Below are 18,046 nucleotides of genomic sequence, written 5' to 3'. Positions count from 1 at the left end.
GTGGCATTGAAGTGTTTGTGGAGACTTCGGCGCCGAAACCACCGGGAACCAAGGGGGTGTGAGGATGCCAGGTCTCCAAACAGCGGCCATGCGGACCATCGACGTCGCACGACGCGCCGGATGCTCCGTCCAGCAGGTGCGCAACCTCGAACGCGACGGCGTTCTCCCACCCGCGACACGTACGGCCACCGGGTACCGGGTCTACGGCGAACCGCACCTGCGCGGCGCGCTGGCCTACCGCGCCCTCGCGGCGGGCACCGGCCCGACCGAGGCGAAACGGATCGTCCGCGCCGCACACGCCTTCCCCGCCTCGCAGGACGTCCTGGTCCTGCTCGACGCCGCGCACGCCCGCCTCCACACCGAACGCGCGGAACTACGGCTGGCCGAGGAGGCCGCCCGGGCGATCTCCGGCGAGCCGATCGACGACATCCGCCCGTCCGACACGATGACAGTCTCCGAACTCGCCGACGCGCTGGGCGTCCGCCCCTCGACCCTGCGCCACTGGCACGCGGAGGGCCTGGTCGTACCCGACCGCGACCCGGTACGCGGCGCCCGCCGGTACGCACCCGACCAGGTCCGGGACGCGCGGATCGTCCACCAGCTGCGCCGGGCCGGCTACCGCGTCGAGCCCCTGCGGGCCCTACTGCCGCAGCTGCGCGACGCGCGCGGAACGGAGCAGGTCACCACCGCACTGGCGGCGCGCCGCACGGGCCTCGCGGCCCGCTCCAGGGCCCTCCTCGACGGGGCCGCCGAGCTGAGCGCACTGCTGGCACTGTCGGCGGCCGGGTCGGCGGACGGCGGCTCCGAATAATCGGTTGTCCGGCCCGACGGGCCTGCGGCAGAGTGTGCACATCGACACCGCACGCGGAACAGGGAGGAGAGCACGGTGAACGCCACGACCAGCCAGCCGTATCAGGCCCTCTCCCGCTATCAGCGTCACAGGGGATGTCCCGCAGCACGGTGACCGGTTGACCGGTCGAGCCGCCCGCGGGGGAGTCCCCGTACGGGCGGCTCTTTCGCATGCCGCCCCGCAGTGCCGGATGGTGCAACGGCAGCACGCCTGACTCTGGATCAGGAGATCGGGGTTCGAATCCTCGCCCGGCAGCACGGTACCGATCGCGGTACCCGAAGCGTCGACCGGAAGCTCACCGCGCCCCCGGGCCCACCCTCCGCGTTCGATCGGCGCACCCTCCGCACAACACACACGGTTCACCACAGGGGCGAGCTGGGCACCGGAGAGCCCAAGGGCCTGTAAAGCCCCCGCTTCGGCTGTGACGGTTCGACTCCGTCCTCGCCCACCCGAACCCCGATCGCCAAAACCACAGCGGCGTCGGCCTTCACCCTGCTCCGGCCGCTCGGCGCCCGCCATCCAGGATGCCGGATGGGCCGCTACGGCTCCATCCGACCTGGGCCGCTGAACCGGAGGATCCCGCCGAATCCCAAGGGCGCGATCGACAGGCCCTGCTATCATGGTCGGCAACGGAGCACTCCACTCCCTCCCGCGAACTGATCGCGGTCGAGAAATCGGCAGACGCACTTCCTGCCAGCGGAGACCGCACCGCAGATCACAGCGACACCGGCTTTCGGCGTCGCACCATGCGCAGGCCCAGGTCGCGTGGCGACACCGCGCCGACCATGCCGCAGCCGGCCCTGCCGGGACACCGACCCGTTCCGGCACGCCTGGAGCTGCACGGCCCACCTGGCCCTGCCGCCCTTCGACACCACCTCCAGGGGAGGACCCTCTCGTGAGCACCACGACCGAACCATCGACCACATCCCGAACCGCCCTGCGGGAACCGGCCACCGGCCACCCCGCGCTGGACGGCCTGCTGCGCGCCGAGCTCCACCAACTCGCCTCCACCCTCGGCATCCCGGGCGCCGCACGGCTTCGCAAGGGCGAGCTCGTCGATGCGATCACCGCCCAACGCGCCACCGCCCCTCCGGCCACGAACCCCCGGGCCGCCGGCGACGCCGGTCCCCGCACCTCACCGGACGTACCGTCACGGCGGACACCGGCCGGCCGCCGCTCGCGCCAGGCCGCGTCGACCCCGACGAGCGACCTCGTTCCGGCCGCCGGCGTGCTGGACATCCGCAACGACCACGCCTTCCTGCGCACCTCCGGCTACCAGGCCGGGCCGGAGGACCTGTACGTGTCCATGGCCCAGGTGCGCACCTTCGGCCTGCGCCCCGGCGACGTACTGACCGGAGCCATCGGAGCCCACCGCAACGGCGACCGCCGCCCGGCCCTGGCCCACATCGACACCGTCAACGGCCGAGCCGCCCGCCAGGCCCACGACCGCCCCGAGTTCACCAAGCTGACGCCGCTCCACCCGCAGCAGCGGCTGCGCCTGGAAACCGACCCGGGGCAGCTGAACGGCCGCATCATCGACCTGGTCGCCCCGATCGGCAAGGGCCAACGCGCTCTGATCGTCGCGCCGCCGAAGACCGGCAAGACGATGATCGTGCAGGCCATCGCGGACGCGATCACCCGAAACCACCCCGAGGCCCACCTGATGGTCGTCCTGGTCGACGAACGTCCGGAGGAGGTCACCGACATGCAGCGCTCGGTCAAGGGCGAGGTCATCTCCTCGACCTTCGACCGGCCCGCCCGCGACCACATCACCGTCGCCGAACTCGCCATCGAGCGCGCCAAGCGCCTGGTGGAACTCGGGCACGACGTGGTCGTGCTGCTCGACTCGATCACCCGGCTCGCCCGCGCCTACAACACCGCAGCCCCCGCCTCCGGCCGCATCCTCACCGGCGGCCTCGACTCCGCGGCGATCCACCGGCCGAAGAAGTTCTTCGGCGCCGCACGCAACATCGAGAACGGCGGCTCCCTGACCATCGTGGCCACCGCCCTGGTCGACACCGGCTCCCGCATGGACGACCTGATCTTCGAAGAGTTCAAGAGCACCGGCAACATGGAGCTGCGCCTGGACCGCAGGCTCGCGGACAAGCGCATCTTCCCCGCCGTCGACATCCAGGCCTCCGGCACCCGCCGCGAGGAACTCCTCCTCGGCCCCGCCTGCACCTCCGCAACCTGGACACTGCGCCGCGTGCTCAACGGCCTGGACACCCAGCAGGCGATGGAACTGCTCCAGGACCGGCTGAAGAAGACCATGAGCAACACCGAGTTCCTCCGCCAGGTGACCGCGACCCGGCCCCATGCCGGTTGACCGCTTCAGGTCGCTCCACCAACAGCGTCAGCGCCGGCTCCGCCGACGAACGCGTCAGGACGATGCCGATGCCCGCTCTCCTCGGCCGCATCGTACGGGGCCGCGCACGACCCGGTACGCCCCGGCCGTCGGTCTCGGTCCGACCGCCCTGGCTGGAGCGTCGCCGAGTGGAGGCAGTACGGGGGAGTAGTGATCGCCCAGGCGGCTGCGGAGCCGGCCGGTTCACTCGTCATCCACGACCACACCGGGCCGACGCGAAGAATTCTTGAAATTCGTGCCCCCGCAGCCGCCCGAAACGGTGCCACGGACGGCGCCCAGAGGGCCGCGGCGGCATTGCGGGAGCAGTGCGCACCGGCTCCCGGCCGGGTGCTCCCGATTGCCCCTCAGGAGCCCGTCGGTGACCTCGCCAAACTTGCTCTGACCTGGTGTTCTTTCGGAAATCTCCTAGGCTGGGGGAGCTTTGTCGAACACCCTCGGAGGGGGCATCATGAGCGAGGAAGCCAAGGCGTACGACGCCAGCACGATCGTGGTTCTGGAGGGCTTGGAGGCGGTTCGGAAGCGGCCGGGGATGTACATCGGATCAGTCGGTGAACGAGGCCTCCACCACCTGGTGTTCGAGGCCACCGAGCCGGCGCTGGACGAGATCCTCGGCGGCACCGCCAGCCATGTCGAGATCACCCTCACCGCCGACGGCGACGTCCGCATCGCCGACGACGGCACGGGCCTCCCGGTCGAGCACGCGGGCCACGGCGACGGCCCTTCACTGGAGAGCCGGTTGACCGTCCTCTGCTGCGGGGCAGAGCCTGCCAACCGGCGCTCGCTGTTCGGCGGCTACTCCGGCGTGGGACTGGCCGTCGTCAACGCGCTGTCGGACCGGCTGACAGCCGAGGTGCGAGGTGAGGGTGCCCACTGGGTCCTGGAGTACGAGCGAGGCGTCGCCGTCACGCCGCGCACCCACACCGGACCAGTCGGCGGCAGTGGGACCGCGATCACCTTCCGGCCTGACGCCGAAATCTTCCAGACGCTGGAGTTCTCGTTCGACACGCTGGCCGAGCGCTTCAGGGAACTGGCTTTCCTGAACCGAGAGTTGGACATCACCCTGATCGATGACCGCGACCCCGCGGTGCCCAGGGTCGTCCGCCTCCGCTTCCCTAACGGACCGAAGGACCACATCGCCGAGCAGAGCGCCCCCCTCCACCTGGACGTGATCGGCTTCGAACGCGAGTACCCCGAAATGGAGGGGACCATCGAGGTGGCCCTTCGCTGGTGCGACTCCCACGAGGAGCGAATCGCAAGCTACGCCAACAGCCGGCCGACCACCGGCGGCGGCACACACGAGCTCGGCTTCCGCGACGGCCTGGCCTCCGCGGTCAACGCCTACGCCCGGGAGCAACAGCTGCTCACCCTCTCCGACCCCGACCTCGCCCCCACCCAACTCGGCGCGGGCCTGGCGGCGGTCGTGTCGGTGAAACTCGATCATCCCGAGTTCGAGGGGGCCACCCGCGACCGACTGGGCAACGGCCCCGTCCGCGCCTGCGTCGCCGAGGCCGTCCGCGAGCACCTGACCGCCTGGCTCCACGCCAACCCGGCGCAGGCGGCCGCCGTCCTCGCCCGGATCTCGATGACCACCCGCCACTGACGGCATCACACCGCAGAGACCGAAGCCCAGGCGGGGATGGCCCCGGCCTGGGCGCTTTGGCGGGCACGGACGGTCTTCCCTGCATCGAACCCCCTGGTCGCCGCAGGCATCGTGTCGGCCGGTCCGGACGGGCCGGGAATCGATCAGGCCCGCGCTCGGCTCGGCGTTGCCCCGTTGCCCCGTTGCCCCGTCGCCCCGTCGGCCTGATGGCGATCGCGGACGTCCCAGGTGAGCGAGCGCACCAGGTGGCCGGGCAGGGTCTGCACGGTCTTCACGAGGGAGTCGCGCACGTGCTCGGCGGTGCGGCCGCCCGGCAGGTGCAGGAGCATCACATAGCGGGTGGCGCGCTCGACCAGCGTGCCGATCGCGAGCCGCCGTCCTTGCCGATGATCAGGTCGCCCTCCCAGTGGCCGGCCACGGCCCGGGCCTCCGCCTCGGTGGGGCGTTCACTGATCATGACCATCGGGGTGGCGAATCCGGGCCGGCGGCAGGCGCCCTGCCGGTTCGGCTTGCGCCGGGCTCTTCCGGTTCGCAGGGCGGCGGCCAGCTCGCGGCGCAACTCTCCGCGGCCCTGGATGGAGAGGGCCTGGTAGGCCGTCTCGTGGACCACGTGCATCTCCGGCCGCTCGGGGATGAAGTCCCGCAACTGCGGGTTCCGGCCGATCTTGCCGGGCTTGGGACGCGGCCTGCGGGCCTCGGCACGGGCGTGGGCGGCGTGGGGCCGGTAGTGCCGCCGGCTGCGGGGATTCACCGTGCTGTTGCGGCGTATCTCCCGGCTGACTGAGCTGCCCCGAGTTTCGTGGAGTCCGCGATCGTGTGATCAAGCGGTCTGCGGGACTTGCTCCAGTTGCGTCCAGTACGTCTGCTCGTATTCGTCGGGCGGGACGTAGCCCAGGGCGGAGTGGAGTCGTTCACCGTTGTACCACGCGACCCGCTGGAAGACGGCCCGCTCGACCTCGTCGAAGTCCCGCTACGGTCCCTGATGTTCGATCAGTTCGGCCTTGAAGGTACCGTTCAGGGCCCCATCCTCACAGTCGTGCGAATCGGCGACGGAGCCCACGGACGCCGACGCGCCGGCCGCGAGGGCCACGAGGACGACCGGGCCCAGGCCCCAGGACACTGCTCGGACGTCCTGCGGTGCGCCCGGCGCGGGACGGGGTGCCTCCGAGGGTTCGCGGACACCCATCTCACGGCGCCTTGTCGGCCGGCACGACGGTCACGGTGCCAAGCGGCTGCGGCGGTGTGATGGTGAACTTCACCGTCCGGGCCGGGCAGTCGGGCGTGGCCAGGGTGATCACCGTCGGGGCGGCTGCGCTGCCGCCGGTCTGCAGGGCCTGGAGGGTGTGAGCGGTGCAGCCGAGAGCCTTCTGGCCTGCGTCGTCGAGCGTCAGCGTCACCAGGCGGGGCAACTGTACGGTCTCCTTCGGCCTAGGAGCGAGGCCGAGTAGCGTGACCCCTCCGGCGATCATGAGCATCGAGGCGATCGCCGCGACCAGCGCCTGGCGGTACCGGCGGCCTACCACGTCGGTCGCCTTCAGTCGGTAGGCGTCGCGCCGAATGGCCTCCCGCCGTGATACCTGGTCCAGCCACACCGCCAGGCTGGTCTCCTCGGCCTCGGCCGCCCGCGCCTTGCCCGAGGCCAGGAGTTGCTTGTCGGTGGCGTTGGCGCGCGTCTCCTGGGCGCGGCGCCGGAGGACTTCGCTGTCCGGCGCTGCCGCTGCCGCCACTTCGGCTGCGGTGGCCACAGCCTCGGCCTGCTGGGCGTCTGCGTCGGCGGCGTTGGCCGCGCCGCAGGACTGCTTCGCCTTGAGATCCTTCTCGGCGGCGGCGGTACGCACCTTCTGCAAGTTCTCGTTGAGCTCCGTGAAGGTCGTGTAAGGCTGCCCCGGGATCCGGCTCAGCTTGAGGCCCCGGACCTTCGAGTCTTCCAGGGGGACGGGTGCGAGGACTCGCGCGAAGGCGAGAACTCCGACGAGGGCGCCGATCGCGGCCAGTAGGACGCCGAAGGTGAGCTTGCCCGCATCGAAGCCGGCGTCGCCGCGCCCGCATTGGGGACCAGCTGGGTGACGGTCCTCAGGTATTGGTGAAAGCTGTCGAGGGACGCGACGTCGAGCTCGTCCATGGCCGGGGCGTCCTCCGGGGCCGAGTTCGAGCGCATCGGGACCACGGGGATGCCACGGCATCGGACGTGGACGCGCCGCCCGTCGGCCCAGCGCACCTCCAGATTGAACGTGAGCGGCATGACCCACCGTGCCCTTCCGAGTTCCCGTGGTGGCTCCCAACAGCTCGGTTCTAGCCGGTTCCCGGAGGGCGACGCGTGGCGGCGCGGCGTTCGAGTGGCCCGTCGCAGAGCGCCGCTGCACCGCCAGCCGGGCCCGCCGCAGAGCGCCGCTGCACCGCCAGCCGGGCCCGCCGCCGGCCCGCAGTCCCGCCGTGCGGGCCTCGGCCGCTGGGGGAGCGTGTGCCCGTCTTGCCCTTGGTCCCGGAGCTCACGTTCCTGCGGTCCTTCGTCGGCTGCCCGGCTGCGCCGGGTCCCGCCCCCAGGCCCTACCAGCCGCCCCTTCACCGCCGGTGCTGGCGTCCGTCCACCCGGCGCCCGCCGCCGGTATCCGACCGCCGCCCGCCCAGGTTCCGACCGGTCGCCCGGCTGCGACCTCGTCCCGCCCGGCCGCCTGGCCGTGGCCCCGGCCCGGGCTGCTGCCCGGCCCGCATCACGGCGGTGGCGCCGTCCTCCCGCCGTCCTCGTCCGGTCTCGGCCGCGGTTCCGTCCTCGGGCCCGGCCAGCCGCTGCTGCCGAGCACACCCGCAGGACCCGGGCCCGTCTCGTCGGCTCGTCGTCGCCTGGCCGCCGGGCTGCGCCGCCCGCCGCCGGCCCTGCCACCCCCCGGGCCCGCCCCGGTCCCCGCCCTGCTGCGCTGTCGGGCTGCCGGCTCCCGGGGGCGGGGACAACGTTCGCTCACCTGTCGGCCGCCCCGACCCCGGCCTCGCGCCGCCCGCCGGACCTCTGCCGCCAACCCCGTACCGTCCACCGCCACACGCCCTGACCCCCGGTACGGTCACCAAGAGCCCGGCGAGCCGCGCCGCCGGGGCCCGCCCGGCGCCGCCAGCCACGGCTCAGTGGTGCGCGCCGCCCACCCGTCACAACTCACGGCATGCCGACCCTGTCCAGCACTTCCGGCTCCTGGAGCTCATTCCATCCGGATCGACCAGCCGGCCAGCCCTGCCGGGCCTCCCGACGGCCGGGCCGGTTTCCGCTCGTCGGCCGGCCGCCGTCCCGGGCCACCGCTGTTGGGCCGCCACTACCCCGACCCTGCCGCGGTCCTCAACGTCTCCGTCGCCCCGTCTTCTGGCCGTCCCGCCCCGCGGACCGGCCTCCTCGCGCGCCATCCGCGACCACCCGCGCAGACGCGGCATCGCGACCCGCTACGAGAAGACCGCCGCCATCTACCTGGCCGGGCTCCACATCGCAGGCATCTTCCTCTGGTCCGCCCGGTGATCCAAACGAAACTGCCTAGCGGGCGTGGTCCCCGGCTCCGTTGGCTTCGTTCTTCCAGTGTGCAAGGACTTGGCGGGCCTTGAGAGTGTAGGGGTGGTCCGCTCCATAGACCCGCAGCAGACTCGCCAGCTGTACTTGCATCACCGCGGCGGCACCTTCGGCGTCGCCTGCACTTCCTCGCCACCGGGCGAACTTGTGTCGGGTGTTCAGTGTGTCCAGGTGGTCTTCGCCCAGCACCCGCACCTGATCGGCGTGCAGGCCTTCCAGGTCTCTGACAGCAGTTGCGGGATCACCTGCCTCGCCCCGACAGTGCGCGAGGCTGCTACGAACCAACATGGTTACTCGATGGTCCGGGCCGAGCACGCGTGACTTAATGACGAGAAGGTCCTCGAGCACTGTAACCGCCTCGGACCAGGCCTCCGCCCTCTGCAGCCAGAGGGCGGTGTCGGCCAAGGCGTCTCGGGCGTCGATGTGGTCGGACCCCAGCACGCGGACGCGACCCGCGTGGAGGTCCCGGTAGGCCACGGCGGCCCCGGCCGCGTCACCGGCTTCCCCGCGCGCGTTGGCGAGCCCTTCGCACACCTCGAGGGTGTCGGGGTGATCGGGGCCGTTGAGCCGGAGCAGCTTGGCATGGAGGTCCCCGTAGACAGCAGCCGCGCCTGTCGCGTCGCCGGCGTTCCTGAGACACGAGGCCACGAACCCCTGAGTGGTCAGAGTATCGGGATGGGCCGGGCCAAGGAGGCGAGACTGCGCGTCGAGCAGTTCACCGAAGGCGGCAGCCGCTCCTTGGTCGTCACATGCCTTCACACGCCAGAAGGCGAGGTTCATTCGGGAGTGAAGGGTGTCGGGGTGGTCGGGACCCAGCACCCGCAGCCGGTCGGCCAGGACGCCCTGCATGGCGGCGGCCGCCCCTGTGTGGTCTCCGGAGTTCCCGTGCCAGTAGGCGAGGTTGTTGCGGGCGCTCAAGGTGCTGGGGTGATCGGGGCCCATGACATTCTGCTGGCTGACGCAGAGTTCCTCGAAGCGCAGGACCGCACCATCGACATCCCCGGCATCTCCCAGTGACGAGCCGAGGCGGCCCAGCGCTGCGAGGGTGCCAGGGTGGTCGGGGCCGTTGATCCGGACCCTGTCGGCGAGGAGCTCCTCGAAAGCGGCAGCCGCGCCCGCGGCGTCCCCCGCTTCCTGCCGAGCCGCGGCGAGATTGTGTCGGGCGGCGAGGGTGTGGGAGTGGTCGGGCCCGCGCACACGAAGCTGGGAGGTGACCACTCGCTCGAACGCGGCGACCGCCCCGGCGGCATTGCCGGAGGCGCTGATTGACCAGGCGAGTCGGTTGCACACGGAGATGGTGTCGGGGTGGTCGGGGCCGTTGACCCGGGTCTGGTCCGCAAGGAGTTTCTCGAAAGCGGCAGCTGCGCCTGCGGCGTCCCCCGCTTCCTGCCGAGCTGCGGCGAGATTGTTCCGGGCGGCGAGGGTGTCGGGATGGTCCGCTCCCAGGACGCGCAGCATGTCAGGAAGGAGCTCCTCGAAGGAGGCGATTGCCGCCCCCGGATCCCCCGCCTCCCCGCGGAAAATGGCGAGGCTGTTCCGGGTAATGAGTGTGTCGGGATGGTCGGCGCCGAGAACTCTCACATGGTTCAGGACCAGCTCCCTGAGGGCGGTGACCGCTCCAGCGGGATCACCGAGCTTTCCCCGCCAATGAGCGAGCTGGTTGCGGGTGCTGAGTGTGTCGGGATGGTCTGGCCCGAGCACCCGCAGCATGTCGGGTAGGAGCGCCTCAAGGTCGGCAACTGCTCCGGAGGCGTCCCCTGAGTCCCCACGTGAGCCCGCCAGACCGTGACGGGCGGCCAGGGTTTTTGGATCGTCCTGGCCATGGACCCGAAGCCGGTCCGCGAACAGTGCGTCGAACTCGGTTACAGCACGCTCGGCATCGCCGAGCTTGCCGCGCCATCGAGCGAGGCTTCCGCGAGTGGCCAATGTATGGGGGTGGTCGGGCCCCAACAGCCGCACCAGGTCGGGAAGCAGGCCTTCGAACGCGGCGAGCGCCCCGGCAGCGTCACCCGATTGCCCCTGCCAGAGAGCCAGATTGTGGCGGACCGTAAGGAGCTCGAGATGGTCCCCGTCCACTATGCGCAGCAGATCCTGGTGGAGTTCCTGGTATGCGGCAACTGCGCCTGTCGGGTCACCGGCCTCACCGCGACTGAAGGCGAGGTTGTTGCGCACGGTCCAGACGATCTCGTGGTCAGGATCGAACACGCGTGTCACATCGTGGAGGAGTTCTTCGTAGGCGGTGACCGCACCGGAGTGGTCGCCGGTCTTGCTTCGCCACAGGGTGAGGTTGTTGCGGGTGGACAGGGTGTGGAAGTGGTCGCGGCCGTGGACCCGCAACATGTCGACGAGCAGGTCGGAATGGCTGGCGACCGCGCCTGCGATGTTGCCGGAAGCGCCCTCACAGGTGGCGAGGTGGATGCGGGCGGTCAGCGTGTCGTGGTGGTCCGGTCCCAGGTGGCGCTCAGCGTCCTCGGCCACTTGCCGGAAGTAGTCGCGGGCGGCCACTGCTCGGCCGCTCTGCTCAAGGCTGTGGCCATGGCGGCCGAGCAGCGGGTGGATGGTGTCGGGGCGGTACAGGGCCTTGCCGGCGTGGTTGATCAGCACGGTGGCGTTGGTGCGCAGGGTATTGGCGAGGACGGTGTCATGGTCGACGTCGGGCCAGGACACGAGCAGCGCGTCGGCCACGGTCCGGGCGAGTTCGTGGCGTCGGTCGGGGCTGAGCGAGTCGAGGGTGGCGCGCTGGATGAGCTGATGGACTCGGACGGCGTGGTGTGCGGTCCTGGGCGTGAAGTCGATCAGGCTCAGCCGGTGAAGGGTGTACAGGGCGTCGACAGCCTGCTCTGCGGTCACCTCGGCGGGTTCGGAGCCGCTGTCCTTATAGAGGCCCACATGGGCCAGAGCCGGCGGGCCGGTGAACACGCTGCTCGGAATGCCACTGGGAGCGAGAGCGGAGGCGAGTTGGAGCAGTGGCCGTGCCAGTCCCCGGGGCTGCATCTGGTCGGCACGCTCCATGGAGAGCGACCAGGCGGCAGCCACCGAGATGGGGTAGTTGTCGACTTGCGCGGATTCGGGGAAGAGGTCGGCCAGGGAGCGGGCACGATCGGCGAGCCGGGTGCGGTAGTCGGCGATGTCGAGGCCGGCGGCGTCGACCAAGTAGGCGGAGGCCTGCGACAGAGCCAGCGGGAGGTGTCCCAGATCGGCGGCCAGGAGCTGGAGATCCTCGGCCGCGTCGCTGCGCTCGGCGGGCGCCATGGCGTCGCGGAGATAGGCAATGGCCTGATCGACGGTGAACATGCCGACGGGTACGAGACGTCGGCCTCTGATGAGTGAGGCGTCGCGGCGTCGGGTGGTTACCAGGATCTGGGAGTCGGGGGCGTCCGGCGGCCAAAGACCTGTGAGGTCCCTGGGGTCGGCGACGTCGTCCAGAATGACCAACCACCGTAAGGACCGGCCCGGCTTGAGGTGAAGCCAGTCCAGGAACTCGTGAGCCGCCCGCTCGCTGTCGTCCGAGTCGGCGCCGAGCAGACGGGCGGCCGCCCAGGCGTACGCATCGACGACGCCTTGGCGGGCGGAGGCGTTCACCCAGATCGCCAGGTCCAGGCGGCCGCCCTTCCACAGGCGGTTGGCGTGGTCGGCGGCGACCTGAGTCTTGCCCGCCCCTCCGGTTCCCGCCAGAACGATGGCCCCCGGGTTCGCAAGGGCCTCCCGGAGTTCGAGGTCGTCCCTCCTGCGGTCCTGGAAGTAGCTGGCACGGGGCGGCACGTTGATCCGGAGGGGTAGCGGCACGGGCTTCCGCCGTTCCTGCATGATGACTCCGGAGACGGCCACGGAGTTGCGGCCGATCGCAACGGCGTTGCCGGTGCGCGAGAGCAGAAACGGGCGGACCTCGTCCGGGGCCGGCCCGTGAAAGCCCGTCACGGCGCGCCCGCCAGCTTCGGCCCGGGCATCGCCGGACTCGACGACCTGTACCGTCGGCTGCGGATCGCCGCTCTCCGGCCGTTGCGACTCCCGCGGCACGGCCGAGCGACTGCGCCACCACTCCCTGGCCTTCTTCACGGCCGTCCCCCGTTTGGCGGTTGTGTGGTTCAGCTGTGGTCGATGCCGGTCACGGCCGTGCTTCCCTGCCCGGTGGCCGTAGCGTTCCCGGTCCGCTCCGCCCGGGAGCCCCCGCCGCCCGAGCCGTTCGGGCGGCGCACGCCGGTCCTGGCCACTCCACCATCGGCCGCCTCAGCCGCGCCGGTGCGGACGGCCGTATCGATCGAGCCGAACCCCGACGCCGCGGACCGATGCTGGAGAACGCCCCAGACCAAGGCGACAATACCCGCCGCGCCCTGAACCGACGCACCGACCAGCTGCCCGGTGTCCGGGCCGTCCATCAACCAGAACACGGGAGTCGAGGCGATTCCCACCACCGCCACCACGATCACCGCGACGGTCCATCCACGTGACAACGTCATCCCCCTCCCCGTCAGGCCTGTCCCAGACCCGCGAGCACCCACCCCGGTGCGCCAGTGATTCCCCGGTGATAGCACCTCTACTCGTCCAGGCAGTGCCCATGAGCGAAAATCGTGGTCACGAGGGTCGGTTCGTGGCACCGGCCGAGCGGTTCCAGCCTCATCCGACCACCGCCGGTTCCCTCGCCGGGTTTCTGAGCTCTCGTGGGCCGGGCCTCCGAGCTCGATGTACTGCTGCTGGCACACTCGGCAATGTGTCGCACCAGAACGGGGTCGCTCTCATGGGCTGATGGCAGCTCAGCTTCGGTGATGAAGGCGCCGAGCAGTTGGTCCGGCCCTTCACGGGGTGGAGCTTGACATGGAGCAGCCGTGTCTCCCACCGCGGGTCGCCCGGGCGGAGACCGGCGCGGCCGTCAGCCGTTGAAGCCCGCCCCGCGCCCTGGGCGCGGACGGTCCTGCTCGCCCGACTTCCCCACCCACCACCTGCACGCTGGCTTGCGGACAGGCCCGTAAGGGTTCGCGCGTGCCGCCGTCCGGATGATGAGGTGGCACGGTGACCGATCATGATGAGGCGGCGACTGTCCGACCGTTGACGCTGGCCTGGGTACGCCGGCACCTGGAGGCCGGCGAGCGGATCGTCGCAGCCGAGGCACTGCACGGCGGCGCCACCGCCGACGTGCGCAGGCTGACCATCGGCACGCGGGACGGCGGCACCCGGCACCTGGTGCTGCGCTCCTTCGTCGACCCGACCCGGCAGGGGCCCACCGAGGACCTCCTGCACAGGGAGGCCCACGCCCTGACCACGCTCACCGGCACCACCGTACCGGCTCCCGGACTCGTCGCCGTCGATCCGACCGCCACGCACTGCGAGTACCCCTCGCTCCTCATGACCCACCTGCCGGGCCGCACGGTCCTCGACGACGAGGGGCTGGAGACGCGCCTGCCCCTGCTGGCCCGTCAACTCGTGGCGCTCCACGCGCTGCGGCCGGCCGTCCGGCCCCGGAAGTACGTGGCACTGACGACCGCCGACACGGTCGTGACCCCCGAACACGCCGACACCGCGGTCTGGGCCGCCGCGATCGACGTGATCCGCAAACCCGCGCCGCGCTACGAAGGACGGTTCCTGCACCGGGACTTCCAGCCCGGCAACGTACTGTTCGACCCGCCGCCCGAGAACCCGGCCGATCCCGCCGACACCCGCCCCCGGATCACCGGTGTCGTCGACTGGGCGGCGGCCTCCTGGGGCCCGGCGGACCTCGACGTGGCACACTGCGCCACCAACCTCGCACTGCTGCACGGCCCGGCATGGGGCCTGCGCTTCACCGAGGCCTACCAGGAGGCCGGCGGGACGCTGGCCGCAGCCGCGGACGAGCGGCTGTACTGGCAGGTCCGGGAGCCACTGGCGTTCTCGGAGGAAGTGCCGTGGGTGACACAGCCATGGCGGGAGGCAGGACGGACCGAACTGACGACACGAGCCGTGGAGCAACGACTGGACGCCTATCTCACCTCCCTGATGGACATGCCGGGCTGAACCAAGACGGTCCGGGGCACAGCCCCGACCGCATCGCTTCCGGCCGACATGCGCGGACGGGTGTGGATACGGTGTCCGCATCGCCGACCCGGCAGCATGTCGATCACTTTCACTGCGTGGCCGCGCGTCGGTGGAGACGACTGGTACCAGCGGTCGGGTTCGGTGACCGACGCGGACCGGGGCGTCGGCGTCGTCCTGCGGTGACGGGCCGGGGTGGGCCTGCCGTGACCGTCCGGGGCCTGCGGGCGGGACGGCTGGTGACGGTGGGTCCGAGTAGGCTGCCGATCATGAAGGGTGATCTGACGTACGAGGCAGCCTGGGCCGAATCCGCTTCGGCGGAGGAACGGTTGACGCACCCCGGGTTCCTGGTGAACGCGGATCCGGAGCAGATCGTGCCGCTGCTCGACGATGATCTGCCCGGTGAGCCCCGACAGGCTGCACGTGCGTACGCCGCTGCGGCTCGGCTGCACGCCGGGTACTCGGTGGCCGTGCGCCGGCAGGCGCTGGCCCTGTGCGCCGCGCGCAACTACGCCCCGGAGCTTGCCGCGCGAATCATCGAGGTACCGGTGCCCGGGGAGCCCGCCGCGCAGTGGGGCGTCGACTGGGTCACCGGCCGGGAGAATTGCCGGTTCCGCCACGCCGTGACCGGCCGGGGTTCGACGGTGCACGCGGTGGCGGCCGCCGTGGGGGACGGCGGGGCGCTGGCCGTCACCGGATCCCAGGACGGCGAAGTCGTGTTGCGGGACCTGGCTTCCGGCGAGCTGGTCGGCGAGCCGCTGCGCGGGCACGAGGGCAGGGTCCTGGCGGTGGCGACCGCGGTCGTCGGAGGTCGCACGGTGGTGGTCACTGGCGGCGAGGACGGATGCGTCCGCGTGTGGGATCCGGCAGCGGGCGAGCAGCTCGGCGAGCCGCTGCGCGGGCACGAGGGAGAGGTGTGGTCGGTGGCGACCGCGGTCGTCGACGGCCGCACCGTGGCGGTCACCGGCGGCGGCGACGGCTGGGTCCGGGTGTGGGACCTGGCCCCCGGCAAGGAGCTCGGCGCCATCGGGGCCCCTGTCCTCGGCCACGTCACCGCGGTGTGGGCGCTGACGGCGGCCGTGGTGGACGGCCGCCTGATGGTCGTCAGCGGTGACGCGTGGGGCTCGGCGAGGTCCTGGAACGTCGGCGACCCCTTCACGGGCAGCGGTGAGGACACGCTGGGCACGCCGGAACCGTCGAACGTCCGGCCCGAGTGCAGCATGCTCGACTGGACGGTGCTGCCCCTGGTCGAGGACGGCGCGGTGGTCGCGACCCTGGTGGTGGACGGTCGCGCCCTGGGCGTCGCCGCGGACGACTCGGGCACGGTCCGGCTGGGGCCGCTGTGGGAACCGTCCGTCCCGCTCCGGGGCCTGAGCGGCCAGGTGTGCGCCACGACGTCCGTCACGGTCGCCGGACGCACCCTGCTCGTCACCGGGAGCACGGACGGCACGGTCCGGTTGTGGGACGTGGCCGACGGGAGCCGGGTCGGACCGCCGCTGGTGTTCCCGTTCGCGATCGGGGCGTTGGGCGCGGCGCCGGAGGGCGGGCTGCTGGTGGCGTTCGGTTCGGAACTCGCCCTGCTGTCCCCCCGCTGACCGGCGCCCGGCGGCGCGCAGTCGGCGGGCCCGCTGCGCACGGGTCAGGACGGCGGGGAGACGAGGTCGTGGGCCCAGGTCTGCAGGATGAGGGGGCGGCCCTTGCCGGGGAACTCCTTCGGCTCGTCGTCGGTGAGGCGGAAGCCGAGCGCCCGGGCGACGGCGATGCCGGGGGCGTTGTCGGCCTCGATCATCAGGAGCACGCGGGGCAGTTCCAGGACCTCGTGGCGGGCCTGTAACACCCCCGCTTCGGCTGTGACGGTTCGACTCCGTCCTCGCCCACCCTTCCCCTCCTCCTTCCCTTCCCGGCACTGCGTCGGCGCCTTGCGCCGGGCACCCTGGGCGGGACCCCGCCACCCGGCGGTCGCACATGCCCGGGGCGGTGTCCGTGGGCGATCACCGCCGGACGGGGGCTGCCCGCGGTCTGGACATCCCGCCTCCCTCCCTCCATACTCGCGGGCACACCTATTCAAATTTGCGACTACAGAGGAGCCCTTCGTGCACTCCTTCCGCCAGGCCGTCGAGGACCGCGACGAGGAGGCCATTGCCGCCCTGCTCGCCGAGAACGTCGTCTTCACCAGCCCCGTCGCCTTCAAGCCCTACCCGGGGAAGGCGATCACCGCGGCGATCCTGCGCGGAGTGATGCGCGTCTTCGAGGACTTCACCTACGTCCGCGAGATCGCCGCCCCGGACGGTCGCGACCACGCCTTCGTCTTCACCGCCACCGTCGCCGGCCGGCAGATCCACGGCTGCGACTTCCTGCACTTCGACGAGGACGGCCTCATCGACGAGTTCACCGTGATGGTCCGCCCGCTGTCCGCCGCCCAGGCCCTGTCCGAGGCGATGGGCGCCCAGTTCGACCGGATAGCGGCCGAGGCGGCGGCCGGGTGAACGACGTGGGTGCCGCCGTCATCGGTACCCGCGATGTCCGACCGGCCGCCACCACCCCGCAGCGGCGCCGGGAGCCGCGCCCGCTCCCTGAGCGCCATGACCCCGCGACCCGCGGGCCCGTACCATCGGGGCGGCGCAGGTGGACACGAGGGCAGGTGAAGGCAGGGGTGGAAGGCAGGCCGACGGGCCGGTTCACCGATCCCGGGGTCAGGGTGCACGAGTTCGCCGACGAGGTGCTCGTCCGCTGTCCGGCGTGCGGTGGATGCGCGCTCGTCCTCGCGCGGCTGGGGGAGTGCGAGCACCGCTGGATCGGCGGACGCGAGTACACGCGCCGCCGGCTGCGGTGCGGCTGCGGGTACGTCCGGGACGAGTTCCAGGACTGCCGGGGTTTCGGTGGTCCCGTCGACCCCTACTTCCGGCTGCCGCTCCGGCTCGTCGCGGACTGCTGCGGCGGAAGGCGGCTGTGGGCGTACAACCTCGCCCATCTCGACCTGCTGGAGGGCTACATCGGGGCGACGCTGCGCGAGCGCGCGGCCGTCCCGGGATCGATGAGCATGGTGGAACGGCTTCCGGCCTGGATGAAGTCGGCCAAGCACCGGGACGAGCTCCTGCGGACCATCCGTCGGCTACGCGCCTCGGTACCACCCGGGCACGCGAGGCGGGAGCAGGGTACGTGAGCTGCGATCAGGGGCACATGGGCTGGGATCAGGGCACCCGCATGGTCACCGCCGCCGTGCAGGTGCGCAGCACCGGGCGGTCCCGATGCGGATGAGGGTCCGCCGGCCTGGGCGGCGGACCCGGGACCGTCCTGACAGGATGGAGGGCGCCGGCCGTCACCGACCGCCGGAGGGACGCTCCCGGAGGGCGACGATGATCGTTTCGGTGCTGGTCAGGCGGCTCCGCCCCGGAGTGACGTTCGAGCAGTTCAAGGAGGCCTGGCTCGCGGAGCCCCACCACTTCGGGCGACCCGTCCGCGTGTCGCACGCGCTCCGGCTGGACGACCCGCGCGAAGTCGTCTCGTACGCCGTCATCGACGCCTCGCGCGAGGAGGTCGAGGCGGTGCTCGCCGGCGTGTCCGTCGCCGCCGGCGAGCGCGCCCGGCACGATCGCGTCGAGGCCCTGATCGAGGAGACGGTGGTCAAGGGCGTCTACGAGGTCGTGGACACCACGGAGCTCTCCTGAGCCCGGCCCCGGGTAC

12 protein-coding genes, 2 tRNA genes and 3 pseudogenes are annotated in these 18,046 nt (G+C 71.7%); 11 read left to right on the top strand and 6 right to left on the bottom strand.

Features of this window, described 5'->3' with window-relative positions:
* Nucleotides 1-88 precede the first annotated feature (88 nt).
* The 6 genes and pseudogenes from ACWEQL_RS09730 (at nucleotide 89) to ACWEQL_RS09705 (ending at nucleotide 4,815) form a co-directional block, all read left to right on the top strand.
* On the top strand, nucleotides 89-811 hold the full coding sequence (locus tag ACWEQL_RS09730; RefSeq protein ID WP_452149656.1) for a MerR family transcriptional regulator: 723 nt from the start codon (nucleotides 89-91) through the stop codon (nucleotides 809-811).
* Nucleotides 812-1,034: 223 nt separating this feature from the next.
* Nucleotides 1,035-1,105, top strand: a tRNA-Gln gene (locus ACWEQL_RS09725).
* Between the two features lie 113 nt (nucleotides 1,106-1,218).
* A tRNA-Tyr gene (locus ACWEQL_RS09720) sits at nucleotides 1,219-1,298 on the top strand.
* Nucleotides 1,299-1,469: 171 nt separating this feature from the next.
* A pseudogene (locus tag ACWEQL_RS09715) lies at nucleotides 1,470-1,886 on the top strand (hypothetical protein); the annotation flags it as partial.
* Complete coding sequence (gene rho, locus ACWEQL_RS09710) at nucleotides 1,869-3,176, top strand: transcription termination factor Rho (protein ID WP_452149676.1); 1,308 nt, start codon at nucleotides 1,869-1,871, stop codon at nucleotides 3,174-3,176. The pseudogene ACWEQL_RS09715 and the gene rho, both read left to right, overlap by 18 nt.
* 487 nt (nucleotides 3,177-3,663) lie before the next feature.
* Nucleotides 3,664-4,815: an ATP-binding protein gene (locus tag ACWEQL_RS09705; RefSeq protein ID WP_452149655.1), complete on the top strand. Its 1,152-nt coding sequence runs from the start codon at nucleotides 3,664-3,666 to the stop codon at nucleotides 4,813-4,815.
* Nucleotides 4,816-5,036: 221 nt separating this feature from the next.
* Here ACWEQL_RS09705 and ACWEQL_RS09700 read toward each other — a convergent pair.
* The 5 genes and pseudogenes from ACWEQL_RS09700 to ACWEQL_RS09680 all read right to left on the bottom strand — a co-directional run.
* Nucleotides 5,037-5,602, bottom strand: a pseudogene (locus ACWEQL_RS09700) (IS30 family transposase); the annotation flags it as partial.
* A 33-nt stretch (nucleotides 5,603-5,635) separates the two neighbouring features.
* Nucleotides 5,636-5,740 (bottom strand): annotated as a pseudogene (locus ACWEQL_RS09695) (hypothetical protein); the annotation flags it as partial.
* Nucleotides 5,741-6,002: 262 nt separating this feature from the next.
* Nucleotides 6,003-6,662 carry a hypothetical protein gene (locus ACWEQL_RS09690; RefSeq protein WP_452149654.1) on the bottom strand — a complete coding sequence of 220 codons (660 nt, stop codon included), beginning with the start codon at nucleotides 6,660-6,662 and terminating at the stop codon, nucleotides 6,003-6,005.
* Nucleotides 6,663-8,326: 1,664 nt separating this feature from the next.
* Nucleotides 8,327-12,415, bottom strand: coding sequence for a tetratricopeptide repeat protein (locus ACWEQL_RS09685; RefSeq protein WP_452149653.1), 4,089 nt, complete (start codon nucleotides 12,413-12,415; stop codon nucleotides 8,327-8,329).
* 29 nt (nucleotides 12,416-12,444) lie between these two features.
* Entirely contained in the window at nucleotides 12,445-12,816 is a 372-nt protein-coding gene (locus ACWEQL_RS09680; RefSeq protein ID WP_452149652.1) for a hypothetical protein, read from the bottom strand.
* A 550-nt stretch (nucleotides 12,817-13,366) separates the two neighbouring features.
* Between ACWEQL_RS09680 and ACWEQL_RS09675 the strand changes: the two genes are divergently transcribed.
* The gene (locus ACWEQL_RS09675; RefSeq protein ID WP_452149651.1) at nucleotides 13,367-14,344 is read left to right on the top strand and encodes a phosphotransferase family protein; all 978 of its coding nucleotides are present in this window, start codon (nucleotides 13,367-13,369) and stop codon (nucleotides 14,342-14,344) included.
* 287 nt (nucleotides 14,345-14,631) lie between these two features.
* Nucleotides 14,632-15,957, top strand: a complete 1,326-nt coding sequence (locus tag ACWEQL_RS09670; RefSeq protein ID WP_452149650.1) for a WD40 repeat domain-containing protein — start codon at nucleotides 14,632-14,634, stop codon at nucleotides 15,955-15,957.
* Between the two features lie 44 nt (nucleotides 15,958-16,001).
* Here the strand turns inward: ACWEQL_RS09670 and ACWEQL_RS09665 are convergent, their stop codons facing one another.
* Nucleotides 16,002-16,199, bottom strand: a complete 198-nt coding sequence (locus tag ACWEQL_RS09665) for a hypothetical protein (RefSeq protein ID WP_452149649.1) — start codon at nucleotides 16,197-16,199, stop codon at nucleotides 16,002-16,004.
* Nucleotides 16,200-16,455: 256 nt separating this feature from the next.
* On the opposite strand from ACWEQL_RS09665, the gene ACWEQL_RS09660 reads away from it, so the two are divergent.
* The 3 genes from ACWEQL_RS09660 (at nucleotide 16,456) to ACWEQL_RS09650 (ending at nucleotide 18,030) form a co-directional block, all read left to right on the top strand.
* Nucleotides 16,456-16,848: a nuclear transport factor 2 family protein gene (locus ACWEQL_RS09660; protein WP_452149648.1), complete on the top strand. Its 393-nt coding sequence runs from the start codon at nucleotides 16,456-16,458 to the stop codon at nucleotides 16,846-16,848.
* Between the two features lie 167 nt (nucleotides 16,849-17,015).
* Nucleotides 17,016-17,525 (top strand): hypothetical protein, encoded by a 510-nt coding sequence (locus tag ACWEQL_RS09655; protein ID WP_452149647.1) that lies wholly within the window; start codon nucleotides 17,016-17,018, stop codon nucleotides 17,523-17,525.
* A 193-nt stretch (nucleotides 17,526-17,718) separates the two neighbouring features.
* Nucleotides 17,719-18,030 (top strand): hypothetical protein, encoded by a 312-nt coding sequence (locus ACWEQL_RS09650; RefSeq protein ID WP_452149646.1) that lies wholly within the window; start codon nucleotides 17,719-17,721, stop codon nucleotides 18,028-18,030.
* The last annotated feature ends 16 nt before the right edge of the window (nucleotides 18,031-18,046 follow it).

It is taken from the genome of Kitasatospora sp. NPDC004240, assembly GCF_053603215.1.
This window is presented reverse-complemented; position numbering and strand designations above follow the sequence as displayed.

Bases quoted from the DNA above. Each gene is read 5' to 3' on its own strand.
- ACWEQL_RS09730 (WP_452149656.1), top strand. From the start codon at position 89: ATGCGGACCATCGACGTCGCACGACGCGCCGGATGCTCCGTCCAGCAG.
- ACWEQL_RS09705 (WP_452149655.1), top strand. From the start codon at position 3,664: ATGAGCGAGGAAGCCAAGGCGTACGACGCCAGCACGATCGTGGTTCTG.
- ACWEQL_RS09680 (WP_452149652.1), bottom strand. From the start codon at position 12,816: ATGACGTTGTCACGTGGATGGACCGTCGCGGTGATCGTGGTGGCGGTG.
- ACWEQL_RS09670 (WP_452149650.1), top strand. From the start codon at position 14,632: ATGAAGGGTGATCTGACGTACGAGGCAGCCTGGGCCGAATCCGCTTCG.
- ACWEQL_RS09650 (WP_452149646.1), top strand. From the start codon at position 17,719: ATGATCGTTTCGGTGCTGGTCAGGCGGCTCCGCCCCGGAGTGACGTTC.